Here is a 12,506-nt window from a genome sequence, read left to right as displayed (position 1 = left end):
GGGCGGCGCGGGCACAGCGCAATCACTTAGCATGTTGTTATCATGCGTGGGTATCCTTGAAAGTGAAAGCTCAAGAACTGGGCCAGACCCTGTATGCCGTGCGGGAGAGTTTGTTTAGTCATTACCTTCGCGCTGAACTACAAAACCCTCATGTCACGGCTTGTTAAGGTCCAAAGCGTAAGTCCTGATAGGGGGATTTGAGATGAAAAAAGTTATTGCTGTCAAAGCGAACGAAGACTTCACCCTTGATTTGCAGTTTAATGATGGCAGCCTCAAAAGATTTGATGCAAAGCCCTACCTCGACTATGGTGTGTTTTCGGAACTCAAAGACATTCGCTATTTCCAACAAGTACGGATTGCCTTCGGTACGGTCCAATGGCCGCATGAGCAAGACATCGGACCGGAAACTTTATACCTCGAAAGTGTCCCCCTCAAAGAAATTAGTATTGATGAGTCTCTACAACAAAACGCCTAATCCCTCTCAGCCAGTCATGAAGCAAGCTTCACCCTCCAGAATGAAATAGGGGAGAGCTAGCGAATTCAGGCACTTAGCGCGCTATTTCAGAGCAGTCCGCCTACGCGAGCGCGTACCACCACGAATGAAAAAGCGGTATCCTCACCGGAGCGCACGCGATTGGCACCGAGGTCGATGTTGCCCTAGTGCTGTGAGCTTGCAGAGCAGTCGTACCCGGATCCCCTCAGGCACTGCCCACTGTCGCTCCCGTCCTGCGGGAAGCACGCACATGAGATTCTGCGTCATCGGGGATCCCCGCCCGCGTGTGCCATCTATGAGGAGGTGTCGGATGCACGTTCTGTACACGCACTGTGCGGGGTTGGATGTCCACAAGAAGACGGTGGTGGCCTGTCGGCTCACGCTCGATCCGCAGGGGGGCGTCTGCCAGGAGACACGCAGCTTCAGTACGATGACCTGTGACTTGCTGGCCCTGTCCGATTGGTTGCTGGCCGCGGGATGTACGCATGTCGCGATGGAAAGCACGGGGGAGTATTGGAAGCCCGTGTTCAACATTCTGGAAGCCCACTTTGAGGTGTTGCTGGTCAATGCGCAGCACATCAAGGCCGTGCCCGGGCGCAAGACCGACGTGAAGGATGCGCAGTGGATTGCGGAGTTGTTGCAACATGGGCTGTTACGCGCCAGTTTCATTCCACCCCCCGTCCAGCGCGAGTTGCGGGAGCTGACACGGCATCGGAGTAATTTCGTGCGAGAGCGCGCGAGTCTCGTCAATCGCGTGCACAAGGTGTTAGAGAGTGCCAATATCAAGCTGGCGGCGGTCGCGACAGACGTGATGGGCGTGTCGGGACGGGCAATCTTGCAGGCCCTGATTACGCAGGGGAGTTCGCCCGCAGCGATGGCGGAGTTAGCGAAAGGCCGCTTGCGCAACAAGCGCGAGCAGTTGACCCAGGCGCTGGAAGGGCGCGTGCAGGCCCATCATCGTTTTATCCTTAGCGAGCTGTTGGTGCAGATTGACAGTTTGGAGGAGACGATTGTCCGATTTACCGCGCAGATTGAGGAATACGAGAAACCCTTCGCCGAAGGGATTGCGCTGCTAGACACGATTCCAGGGGTCGGCCGTGAGGTCGCCGAAGTGCTGGTGACCGAGATGGGTACCGACATGAGCCGCTTTCCCACCGCTCGCCATCTGGCGGCCTGGGCTGGTGTTGCGCCGGGCAATCGCGAGAGTGGCGGCAAACGGTTTTCCAGCCCGACCCGTAACGGTAATCACGCCTTACGTCAGAGCTTGATTCAAGCTGCCCACGCGGCCGCGCACACCAAGGAGACCTACTTGGCGGCGCAATACCGGCGGCTCGCCGCTCGGCGCGGCAAGAAGCGGGCGATTGTCGCGGGGGCCCATTCGATCTTGGTGATTGCGTATTGCCTGCTGAGTCGGCACGAGCCGTATCGCGAGTTGGGCGGTGATTACTTTGACCGGCTACGGCCGGAAGCCACGGCCAAACGGCTAGTGCGGCGGTTAGAACACTTGGGTTATCAGATTACGGTACAGCCCCCGCAGGAGGCACTCGCGAGCGGCGAACTGATCGTCCGCGAGGTTATTTTCACATGAGGCTCTGAAAGCCGAAAAGGAAAAATGGGGGCTAACAATGGACATACGCAGGGACGATTTGCGAGGATCGGAGGTCGCGGAGCTACTGAACGAGCATCTGCGTGACATGCACCGCGTCTCTCCTCCAGAAAGCATCCATGCCTTAGACCTTGAAGGCTTACGCCAGCCTGCAATCACCTTTTGGACCATTTGGGACGAAGGGATCTTAGCAGGGTGCGGTGCACTCAAAGAACTCGACCCGCAGCATGCGGAAATTAAATCGATGCGCACGGCTTTTTCTCATCGGCGCGAGGGCGTTGCGAAACAGATGCTACAGCACCTCCTTGAGGAGGCAAAGCGACGTGGCTACGCACGAGTGAGTCTCGAAACCGGGTCAATGGAGTTTTTTATCCCCGCGCGCACTTTATACGCAAATTTTGGCTTTGAGTATTGTCCACCCTTCGCGGACTATATTGACGACCCCAATAGTGTCTTTATGACCAAAGCACTTTGAGGCATTGACGGGAGTCCGTGCTACCTTTGACGTGAAGTGCCAAGGACAGCATGAGGACACAGAACGAAGATCAACGTGGGAAGAACAAAACAAGAAGCAACAAGAAGTGAGGAAAAAGTCTCACCGCAAAACTGCTCCTAACCAATCGCGCCACCGCTGACGCGCCACAGTCGTCACAAACGCCTTCAAAAGGCTAGCAACCGAAAACATCAACACCGAGACCCTTACGGCTGTTTCTCCTCCTCTTTCGTACTACCCTGTTGACCATTCACTGCGGCAAGAAATGGCTCGACTAACTCAGGTGGCAGGCCAGCCTCGTTTCTGCCCACTATTACGTATGATCCCCCAGGTTCGTTAAAGAACACTCCGCTCATCTGTTTGCGCCCGCCGATAAAGCGAACGGTCTCCATGCGAAAGTACTTTCCACGCTGGCCTTGCATGTCAAACTGATCCCCGACACTGACAATCGACCAGCCGTGCTGTGCCGCTACTTCGTCGAGAACTCTTAGTGCTTGTTCGGGCGGTACTTTGAGATGGACCTTCTCGCCTCCAGCGAGGCTTTTCTCAGTCAATCCGACTGCATCAGTTGTCATTCGTATGGGGTTACAGGCAGTGAATACCGATAGACAGAGGATAATAACCGCACACCACGTAAGGAATCGATAGGTCATTACAATGTTCCACTTTCTACATCATCGACAAATTGCAACAGCTCGCAAAAATATGCCTCTTGATCGTCAGGCTTCGCTCAACGACTGCTGCGTTGACAAATTGCCATACATGAGCAGGGGATCAAGGTCCCCATCCTCTCATGCTGGTCTCGCAGACAAAGGCACCTGCAGCATAGCGTGCGCTGCGCACACGCTACACGAAAAGCCGACAACCATACCTGTGTACCAACCTCACTGTTGTCTGCGTTAGTAGGCTGACATCCCACCATCAGCAGGAATCGTCGCACCAGTGATCATGCGCGATTCATCAGAGGCAAGGAACAGCGCCACGTTGGCAATATCTTCCGGCTGGCCAGTTCCGAACGGATACTGTTTCCAGTCGATCTGAATCGCTTGTGTCTGCGGAATGGTCGCCGGCTGTTCACGATTTTCACCAAATCGCTGGCGTACCCGTTCAGTCAACACCACACCGGGACAGATAGCATTCACACGAATCCCATCACGTGCATATGTCCCTGCTAACGATTGGGTCAACGCAATCACCCCACCTTTGGCAGCGGTGTACACATGAATGGGAAAGGCCCCGCGCAACGCGACGACCGATGACATGTTGATAATCGAACCCCCACCAGCCTTGACGACTTCAGGGATGCCATACCGGCAACAGAGAAACGTGCCGAGTAAATCGAGTGACATCGTGTGATTCCACACGCTCATGGCGACATCGGTCACCCGTTTGTCTTCAACGATCGAACCACCAGCACAGTTGTGGATGATATTGAGTTTGCCATATTTCTTCACTGTCTGTGCAATCGCGTTTTTGACACTCTCCTCTTTGGTCACGTCGGTTTCGATGAAGGTCGCATCTCCTCCCGCGGCCCGCACCGATTGTTCGCTCGCCCGCCCAAGTTCTGGTTTGAGTTCAGCAATCACGACTTTCGCGCCTTCGCGAGTAAAGATATGCGCCGCAGCACTAGCGATCCCGGATCCCGCTCCTGTCAGGAATGCCACTTTTCCGTCGAGTCGTCCCATAATCGATCCCTCCTTTTTTCTGTGTTAATCACTCCGACCAAATCACGCGATTTTCTTCGACCAGCAGCCCCATCACTCCATCCGGAGCAATAAACTTCTGACCATCTGGTCGCGCTTCTTCGAGATACACCTGCGACGAAAACGCTCTCTCAAGCGCGGCAGCATCTGAAAACCAGACCTGCGCCACGCCGTCGAAGCGCGGCTCTTGCTGCTCGTAAGAAGACATCAAATTGTGACATTGTAAGTAACGTCGCAGACCAGGCAACTTGCACGCAATCGGACCATGAACATCTTGCCAATAGCGAAAGAACTCCTGCGGGCTCATACCTGGTTTCCGCTTGACGAATGAGAGCCGTTTCACCAGCCGTTCATTTTTTCCTATCGGTGCACCCGCCAGTATCAGGTGGTCTTCCGTGCGAAGTCGCAAAGCCGCCTTGATGTCGACAAAATTCGGTTCATCGAGGTACGCACCTTCTAGATACTCTTTACTTTGGAAGACGGTGGTCGCGGCTTTTTCGTCGTCGACCCAAATCTCGGCAGCACCATCATAGGGTGGTTCTTCACCCGGCGCGGCAAGGACATGACTCTGTACGTAGCGGCGAATACCGGGAATACGTTGCGCCAGTGGCGCATGAATCTCACGCCAGTGGCGTTGGCAGCCCTGACGACTCAAGCCTGGCTTGTGTCGCATCAGGAACATGAGATGGACCATGAGAAATCCCTCCTTTTGGTTGGTTGGACAATAAACGCGTGGGGGCGTATTGCCATACGCCCCCACGTTTATTTGCCTGCACTGTCTCTTACTGCCTGCCGTCCCAACTCACGAGGATACCGCTTGCACCACGGCCTCATATGACTCGGGAGTCACTTCTCCGCGTTCGACAGCATCCAGTTCTTCGCGGACAACACGCAAGACCCGCGCAATGTATTGGCTTCTCCACTGTTCACGCTCCTCTGTTACCGACTCGCTCGCTCGATACGTCTCGACCTCTTGGCGAGCGAAGAGCCCTTTCGTTTCCACAAGTCGCTCAACGGTATCGAGCCGTTCACGCAACACAGAGACTTCGCCAGCAAGCGCCATCACAATCGCCATGAGCTTGTCGACTTGCGGGTCAGCGAAGAACGTCGGCTTCTTCCCTTTGGCTTTTGTTGCCATACCGACGCTCCTCCGTTATTTCACTGCTCCAAAGACAAACCATTCACCACCGCCGCCGAAATCGCCACCTTGGAACAACCCAGTCCGTGAACGCGCCATTCTGAAGGCGCTCGGAATCAAGGTCTGAATGATTTTCTCTTTTGCGAATCCACCATTAGCTGCTAACTCCACCAGGTCCATATCGTGCAACGTTCCCCAGAATGGTTCGTTGTTGTTGTACGTATCCCAATCGAGGATGAAAGCGTCGTACGGCTCCATGCCGTGATACTGCGGCACTTCCACATGCAGCATCATCCCCCCTGGCTTCAATAGACGATGGCATTCACGGACGATGTTACGAATCGCGGCACTGGAGGTTTCATGCAACAAAATGTGAGAAACAATTAAATCGAACGAGGCGTCAGCGAAATTGGTGTGCTCGGCATTCTGCTGTGAGAAATGGAGGCGTTTGCCAAGCGCTTCCGCACGGGCGTGGGCATAGCGCAGCATGGGTGCACCAATTTCAACCGCGTACACGTCAGCCTCTGGATATGTATCAACATAGGGCACTGTGCTGTGCCCGACTGAGCAGCCCATATCGAGAATTTTGTGCGGATGGAAATTCGCATATTGGTGTTTCACATAGGCGGCCAGTGACGCACCGAGGTCATCATTCATCGGCCCCATACGGCCCATAGCATACACGTGTACCGCACGGTCGTAGATCGCTCCCGCAGCGACATCATCGGTCGTCGTCTCTGTATGATACGCACCGGGCTGGCAATGAATATCCACCGCAGTGTGATAGGAGGGGATCACAAGTTGTGGATCAAGCGTCAATGAGCCGAGGGTTTTTCCATTTCCCTTGGCTCGATGAATAAGGTCAGGAAGCTGGCGTTCAACACTTGCAGCCACAGAGTCCCACATCATCTCTTGACTCGTGCGGAGCAACGCACTCCAGGTTTGGTAGTACGGTTCGTCCTTCATAACTCGACGGACATCGTGACGATCTTGTGGCGCGCGTTTGTGCTCACGTTCAAAGCGCGGTTTCGCTCGCTTTTCGTACACCGCTTTGTTGCCAGGAGATACGTTGGTTGCAAGGTGGACTTTGAGACTTTGCACGAAGTTCTGTCGTGCTCGCTCATCGTGGCTCGCCTGGGGCAGCATGTCGTGTTGGGTTTGTTCGTAAATCACAGGAACTCCTTTCGTGTGGTTGCGGATCTCCGCGTACGGTTTTGGCTTCTACACCCGCTCGCGCGTCCGTAGTCCATATTTTTTGATCAAATTATGCAGATGCTGTCTAGTAATACCGAGTTGTTCGGCGGTCCGCTTCGCATTTCCCTGGTATTTTGCCAACATCTCCTCAATATAGGCCTTTTCGAACGCATTGCGGGCATCTTCCAATAGCAGCTCTTCGGACGGAAACGGCACCCGCAGTGATTTCTGATTCACAAGACGGTCGGAAAGGGCTTCTACGGGAATCGGCTGCCCCTGTGGCGTCAGGGCCACCGCGCGATCAACCTCATTTTCCAGTTCGCGGATATTGCCGGGCCATGAGTAAAGCGACAGCATCTCCAGCGCCTTTTTCGTAATGCCGTCTACTTTCTTCTCCTGTTGGATGGAACATTTCCGTACGAAGTGAGACACGAGCAAAGGAACATCTTCGCGACGCTCGCGGAGCGGAGGGACCTCAATCGGAAAGACATTGATACGATAATAGAGATCCTCGCGAAAACGGCGCTGTTGGACCTCATCTGTCAGAGATTTATTCGTCGCTGAGATCAGACGGACATCGACCCGGCGTTCGTGCGTTTCACCAAGCCGACGAATCTTCCCATCTTGCAGCACCCGCAAGAGTTTCACTTGAATATGCAGCGGCGTCTCACCAATTTCATCGAGAAAGATCGTCCCACCATCAGCAACTTCAAAGAGGCCGGGTTTATCTACGCCTGCACCAGAAAAGGAACCTTTCTTGTGGCCAAACAATTCGCTTTCCACTAACTCCTCGGGGATAGCACCACAATTGACCGGGACGAAGCGTTGATCTTTGCGTGGCCCGTTGTAATGTAGCGCTCTCGCCACCAGCTCCTTGCCGGTTCCCGTCTCCCCTTCGACCAGCACCGGAAATGACGGACCGATCGCACTTTCCATTTTGGCAAACAAGTGCGTGGCTGCAGGTCCACTGCCAACGATTTCCGGGAAGCGATCTTGCCGTACCCGTTCTCGCGCCAGCGTGGCCACTTCTTGTTTCAGTTTCGCTTCTGACTGTTTGACTTGCAGGTACAGCCGTGCGTTCTCTATCGCAATCGCGACTGGCCCAATCAGGGCATCCAAGAAATTCAAGTCATCGACATCGAACACACCGGTCAGCTTGTTTCGCAAGCTAATGACACCAATGACGCCATAGCGCGTGCGCAACGGAGCATAGAGCAGGTCGCGGGTCCGCACCCCTATCCGTCGATCAACATCCGGATAAAACCGTTCATCCTTTCCCACATCCGGTACCAAGGTTGATTTGCCATGCTGCACGACCCACCCGGCAATGCCGCGATCAGCAGGAAACGAGACTTCTTTCAGTTGCTCTCCAACTTCGGGATCAATATCACTAATGACGGGAAAGAAGAGTTGTTGGCGCGTTTCATCAAGAAGTAACAACGAGCAATTCTCCGCTCGTAGGGCCTCTTTCGTTTTTTCCATCACCAAGGGGAGCAGTTCGTCCAACTCGATTTGCTCCGAGAACATACGCGTAAGGTCAAACAGCAGGGAGAGTCTTTCGGTACTGGACACTCCACTATTCATGAGCGTCTTTCCTTTCTTGGTTGGTGCCCTTTAACATAGTCGCAAAGTACACACTCCTCAATGTCGAGCAAAACCCTGACGGTCACTCACAAACAGCCAATCTCAGAGCGTGTACAATCCTCTTTTGTCCTTCTCCCTTCTTTGCAGACTTGTCAATCGCTATGACTCGCAATATGGTGAAAAAAGGACGTGGTTTTTCTTTTCGTGCTACAAGAGACGGAAGAATCACCGATAGAGAAAAGTGAACTCAGGTGGGGGATGGACAGCGTAAATCAGCGATACCAACAAGCCTGGCTTTTTTTGCTGGGGCTCATCTTCGGCACGGCGATCTTTTTTTCCTATTCGTGCTATCCGCAACAGCAACGCCCGTTACCGGGAGCCCTCCCCAAAGCAGGGGGAGAACCGACCAGCCTCGAAGCCACCTACCGTACGCTGCTGCAAGGCGAAACGGCAGAGAAACGCCGCGAGTTGTTCCGCATGGGATATCACCTCTTGCAGGAGAAAGACCGACCTGGGGCCCGACTGTTTCTTTCACGCGCGTTAGAAGTCTACCCTCCCCTTGCCGACTATAGCTTATATTTTCTCGGCGTATTGAACCGTGAAGATGGACGGAACGACGAGGCGCGCGCGGCCTTTTTGCGTCTGCTAGAGCAATATGCACAAAGTATCTGGGTCAGTCACGCAACCCTGGAACTTGCCTCAATCGCAGTGGCGGCAAAAGATTGGGACAGTGCCCTTCGTTATGCGCAGGCGGCTCGCGACGGACACAACGTCCGGCCATCCATTAAGAACACCGCTGCCTTAGTTCTCGCTCAAGCGTACGAAGGGCGGGGAGAGAGTGCGACCGCCTATGCTCGCTATCAAGAAGTCCGCCGTACAACGCCTAGTTCACCAGTCGGAAAAATTGCGAAAGAACAGGTCGAGCGGTTACGCGCGCTCGACGCCGAACAATTCGCATTGCGCAGTGAACAAGATTATCTGACAGAAATGCAGCTCTGTGCCAAAGAGCGCGATAGCAAAGGGGTGGAAACGCTCGCTGCACAGTTCAGCGATAATTTTCCGGCCAGTTCACAACAAGTAGAAGTGCTTTCCTTATTGGCAACAACCTACAAAAGTCAGCGACAGAATGCCGACGCCATTCGCGTCTGGCGAGATCTCGCAGACCGCTTCCCTACTACCAGCACTGGCTCGACCGCGCTCTTTCGTGCAGCAACGCTATTATGGAACAACAACCAAGATGACGAAGCGCTTGCCCTGTTCCAACGAATAACGCAAGCCGGTCCTCGCCACGCGCAAGCCGATGATGCCTGGTACGCCATCGGTCGCATTTATCAGGAACGGAAAGACGAGGAGAATGCAATGGCCGCGTTTGATCGCCTGGCCACCCTTTTTCCAGGCACCCAATTGGCTCGCGAAGGGCGCTGGCGACAGGCATGGTTGGCGTATCGGCGCAAAGATTTTGCTGTTGCCGAAACACGTTTCTCCTCGTTAGCACGCTCCGCGGCCAATACAACAGAAGGGGAAAGTGCGCTGTATTGGCAGGCTCGTGCTATTGAACAACAGGGACGTTCCGATCAGGCCACCGAGACCTACCGTCAACTCCTGCGCCGGTACCCAGACAGCTATTACACGGTGTGGGTGGAAAAGCGTTTGGGCGAGACTCCATCGTCGCTGCCAAACGTAGACGATGACATGGATATGTCGCCCCCGCCTATGGCTTCGACGACTGAGAGCCACTACATCAAGAGCCTTGAGTTACGGCAGCTCGGCTTACCGGGATTAGCGCAAAAAGAACTAGACCTCGTCCGAGCCGACTTACCCCAGAACACGACCACCGCGTCTTTTCTCCTGCGCGAATATCCCCAGGTCGAGGGACATCACCGCGCGTTACGCTTTGCCCAAGGGCTCGGCAGTTCACGATGGCGGTACGTGTATCCGCAAGCATACTGGAGCACCGTCAGTGAACATGCTCGGACAAAGCGGCTCGACCCGTACCTGATCCTCTCCATTATGCGCCAGGAAAGTGTCTTCGACCCAGATGCGGTATCGCCAGCCCAAGCGCACGGCTTGATGCAACTTCTCCCATCCACGGCCTCACGCGTAAGCGGCATCACACCGGAAAGCTCCTTGCCGCTGTCTGACCCCGCTTTCAATATCCAGACAGGGGCGTCCTATTTGCGCCAACTCCTGGATCGTTACAACGAAAACGTTGTGCTGGCCGTTGCCGCATACAACGGAGGAGAAGAAGCCGTCGATCGCTGGCTGCGGCGCTATCCCGGCTTAGCGCCTGATGAATTTGCTGAACTGATCAGCTATCGGGAAACACGGAATTACGTCCGGCAAGTACTGAAAAATTATCGTACGTACCTCCGGCTCTACAGTTCCGGCGCCATTCCCGATATTGCCGGATAGCCTCAGCACAATCACTACGGTGCGGGAGACGGGAGTTCCTGGATCTTCCGTCCAAGCACGTGCTCTATGCTTACCTCTAAGTTCCCAACCGGCTGACGAGACGGTGCGGTGAGCACATAGACATGAATCGCCGCGGGGTATCGTTGGCCATTGCGAACGAGATCGTATTGACCGGAGAGGCGCCATGTTTCCGGGTAAGTTTTCGTCATTTCTCGTAACTGCATGTGATGGGCAGAAGTGGTCGCAGGGCTTAAGGAGGTATCAATAACGAGTACCTGCACCGGCAAACGGACAAGAAAATCCATGACTTCTGCCGGAGAGGCAAACCGCTTCTTATACCCGTGACCGAGCCAGTTATCTGCCGCCAGCATCTTACTCGCCCGCAAAACGTAATTGTCGAGTCTCATGACATCGCGTACTCATTTTTGTGCAAAAATCCAAGAAATTCGACGAATTCTTAGTGCGCGATGTTATGAGACCTGACACGTAATGATTCGGGCGTTTGTCACCGAGCGCAACCTCAGCAATAAGCATCCCTTCCCCACGCGGGTCTGACGACACGAGCATGACCGTCTGCTCCCGGTCCTTTGCTTGCACGATGGTTCTCACAACCTCCCCGTACCCGTGCCACTCTTTATCGGCAAACGAGAAACTTGCCCAGATCACTAAGAGTGATGCTACACCGACGATCCCGTTCCGCCACCGCAACGCAAGTCGAAAATGCGCTTCCGCGCGCTGGTAGAGGGCATACGCACCGTCAGCCGTAAACAGGACGACCGCCGGTAAGAGCGGCAACAGATAGCGCAGTTCTAATGCAGACGGCACCAGCACATGAAATGCCCAGGTCCCCACAAACAAACTCGCCAATCCGGCCCACAATGGAGCAACCGCCTCATTACGACACAGCGGAGCAACAACACGATTCCAGACGCCGACCAGCGCCAGGCCACCGACCCATACCCCAGTCATAGAGCTAAAGTGTCGACTGAAAAACGAGAATGCCGTAAAGAAGAATTCGCTATTTATCGACTGATGCCGCAGTCCGTTGCGCATCGCATCCCACATCACGATGTAGAACGGCGCATACACGACCAGCACGAAAGCAGCCGTAAACCACAGACTCGGGTTTTTCACGCAGGCAAAACGACGAGAGAGCACAATGCTGAGGCCAACCACCAAAACCAAGAGCAGACCACTGGCTTTTGTGAGAATAGCGAGGGATGCCAATACCGCAAATAACAGCGCATTACGATATCCATGTTCCCCTTCGAGGTAGCGCCCAAAGGCAAGGGTTGCGAGCCACACACAACCCGTGAGAGGCAGATCGGCCATGACGGCGGAGGTCGATTGCTGAGCAACCGGATGACAAACGAAAATAACAGTCGCCATCACGGCAAAAACTGATGGAACGAACCGACAGGCTACACGGAAAATCGACCATGCTAACACAGCCCCCAAGCCAGCCATGAATAGCAGTAAGGATGGTCGACTCGCTCCCAAGAACAGCATCCATAGTGCTTGCGCGATGTAAAAGAGCGGTGGCCAGTGGCCCAAGGCAATTTTAGGATAGTGAAGATAGTAGACTTCAGCGAAGCGTAGTGGCGATCTCCAGTCGGAGTTCGTCAGGTAGTCATACACCATCAGCCCAGTCACGACGTGGGCCGCCTCGTCAGGATGACTACCGAATTCACCATGATACGCGCCACTCACATATTGTATGAGGACCAACACCCCGAACAAGAGCACGATCATGAGAACATCAGCCATCGCCCATGAGCGGGTTCGACGCGTAAGCGCCTCTACCTTCTGAGGAGACGACTGAGATGTCATTCCTTCTCTCATGACTTGAGCATGACTGCATCGAATGCTACTGAACCAACCTT

The 12,506-nt window shown here is 54.3% G+C and carries 12 protein-coding genes; 4 read left to right on the top strand and 8 right to left on the bottom strand.

Translation table 11 applies throughout. From position 1 onward, the window contains the following. Positions 1-202: 202 nt before the first annotated feature. From FJ147_09980 to FJ147_09970, 3 genes are all read left to right on the top strand, one after another. Positions 203-475 carry a DUF2442 domain-containing protein gene (locus FJ147_09980; GenBank protein ID MBM4256213.1) on the top strand — a complete coding sequence of 91 codons (273 nt, stop codon included), beginning with the start codon at positions 203-205 and terminating at the stop codon, positions 473-475. Between the two features lie 328 nt (positions 476-803). Continuing rightward, the gene (locus tag FJ147_09975) at positions 804-2,081 is read left to right on the top strand and encodes an IS110 family transposase (protein ID MBM4256212.1); all 1,278 of its coding nucleotides are present in this window, start codon (positions 804-806) and stop codon (positions 2,079-2,081) included. 37 nt (positions 2,082-2,118) lie between these two features. Continuing rightward, positions 2,119-2,574 (top strand): GNAT family N-acetyltransferase, encoded by a 456-nt coding sequence (locus tag FJ147_09970; protein ID MBM4256211.1) that lies wholly within the window; start codon positions 2,119-2,121, stop codon positions 2,572-2,574. Between the two features lie 224 nt (positions 2,575-2,798). Here FJ147_09970 and FJ147_09965 read toward each other — a convergent pair whose 3' ends face one another. From FJ147_09965 to FJ147_09940, 6 genes are all read right to left on the bottom strand, one after another. Further along, positions 2,799-3,245: a hypothetical protein gene (locus FJ147_09965; GenBank protein ID MBM4256210.1), complete on the bottom strand. Its 447-nt coding sequence runs from the start codon at positions 3,243-3,245 to the stop codon at positions 2,799-2,801. Positions 3,246-3,491: 246 nt separating this feature from the next. Continuing rightward, entirely contained in the window at positions 3,492-4,277 is a 786-nt protein-coding gene (locus tag FJ147_09960) for an SDR family oxidoreductase (GenBank protein ID MBM4256209.1), read from the bottom strand. Positions 4,278-4,305: 28 nt separating this feature from the next. Further along, complete coding sequence (locus tag FJ147_09955; protein MBM4256208.1) at positions 4,306-4,989, bottom strand: EthD family reductase; 684 nt, start codon at positions 4,987-4,989, stop codon at positions 4,306-4,308. Between the two features lie 108 nt (positions 4,990-5,097). Continuing rightward, positions 5,098-5,433 (bottom strand): hypothetical protein, encoded by a 336-nt coding sequence (locus FJ147_09950; GenBank protein ID MBM4256207.1) that lies wholly within the window; start codon positions 5,431-5,433, stop codon positions 5,098-5,100. 15 nt (positions 5,434-5,448) lie between these two features. After that, complete coding sequence (locus FJ147_09945) at positions 5,449-6,579, bottom strand: class I SAM-dependent methyltransferase (protein MBM4256206.1); 1,131 nt, start codon at positions 6,577-6,579, stop codon at positions 5,449-5,451. Positions 6,580-6,654: 75 nt separating this feature from the next. Then, positions 6,655-8,211: a sigma-54-dependent Fis family transcriptional regulator gene (locus FJ147_09940; protein ID MBM4256205.1), complete on the bottom strand. Its 1,557-nt coding sequence runs from the start codon at positions 8,209-8,211 to the stop codon at positions 6,655-6,657. A 258-nt stretch (positions 8,212-8,469) separates the two neighbouring features. Here FJ147_09940 and FJ147_09935 point away from each other — a divergent pair, with 258 nt between their 5' ends. After that, positions 8,470-10,623, top strand: coding sequence for a tetratricopeptide repeat protein (locus FJ147_09935; protein ID MBM4256204.1), 2,154 nt, complete (start codon positions 8,470-8,472; stop codon positions 10,621-10,623). Between the two features lie 14 nt (positions 10,624-10,637). On the opposite strand, the gene FJ147_09930 is transcribed toward FJ147_09935, so the two are convergent. Next, positions 10,638-11,030 carry a hypothetical protein gene (locus FJ147_09930; protein ID MBM4256203.1) on the bottom strand — a complete coding sequence of 131 codons (393 nt, stop codon included), beginning with the start codon at positions 11,028-11,030 and terminating at the stop codon, positions 10,638-10,640. Next, positions 10,996-12,465, bottom strand: a complete 1,470-nt coding sequence (locus FJ147_09925) for a hypothetical protein (protein ID MBM4256202.1) — start codon at positions 12,463-12,465, stop codon at positions 10,996-10,998. Before FJ147_09925 ends, FJ147_09930 begins: the two co-directional genes overlap by 35 nt. Positions 12,466-12,506: the final 41 nt, after the last annotated feature.

The organism is Deltaproteobacteria bacterium (genome assembly GCA_016874775.1).
GTDB lineage: Bacteria > Desulfobacterota > Binatia > Bin18 > Bin18 > VGTJ01.
This window is presented reverse-complemented; position numbering and strand designations above follow the sequence as displayed.

Coding starts and splice junctions, on each gene's coding strand:
- FJ147_09955 (MBM4256208.1), bottom strand. CDS start 4,989: ATGGTCCATCTCATGTTCCTGATGCGACACAAGCCAGGCTTGAGTCGT.
- FJ147_09945 (MBM4256206.1), bottom strand. CDS start 6,579: ATGCTGCCCCAGGCGAGCCACGATGAGCGAGCACGACAGAACTTCGTG.
- FJ147_09970 (MBM4256211.1), top strand. CDS start 2,119: ATGGACATACGCAGGGACGATTTGCGAGGATCGGAGGTCGCGGAGCTA.
- FJ147_09960 (MBM4256209.1), bottom strand. CDS start 4,277: ATGGGACGACTCGACGGAAAAGTGGCATTCCTGACAGGAGCGGGATCC.
- FJ147_09930 (MBM4256203.1), bottom strand. CDS start 11,030: ATGAGACTCGACAATTACGTTTTGCGGGCGAGTAAGATGCTGGCGGCA.
- FJ147_09965 (MBM4256210.1), bottom strand. CDS start 3,245: ATGACCTATCGATTCCTTACGTGGTGTGCGGTTATTATCCTCTGTCTA.
- FJ147_09950 (MBM4256207.1), bottom strand. CDS start 5,433: ATGGCAACAAAAGCCAAAGGGAAGAAGCCGACGTTCTTCGCTGACCCG.
- FJ147_09935 (MBM4256204.1), top strand. CDS start 8,470: ATGGACAGCGTAAATCAGCGATACCAACAAGCCTGGCTTTTTTTGCTG.
- FJ147_09940 (MBM4256205.1), bottom strand. CDS start 8,211: ATGAATAGTGGAGTGTCCAGTACCGAAAGACTCTCCCTGCTGTTTGAC.
- FJ147_09975 (MBM4256212.1), top strand. CDS start 804: ATGCACGTTCTGTACACGCACTGTGCGGGGTTGGATGTCCACAAGAAG.
- FJ147_09980 (MBM4256213.1), top strand. CDS start 203: ATGAAAAAAGTTATTGCTGTCAAAGCGAACGAAGACTTCACCCTTGAT.
- FJ147_09925 (MBM4256202.1), bottom strand. CDS start 12,465: ATGAGAGAAGGAATGACATCTCAGTCGTCTCCTCAGAAGGTAGAGGCG.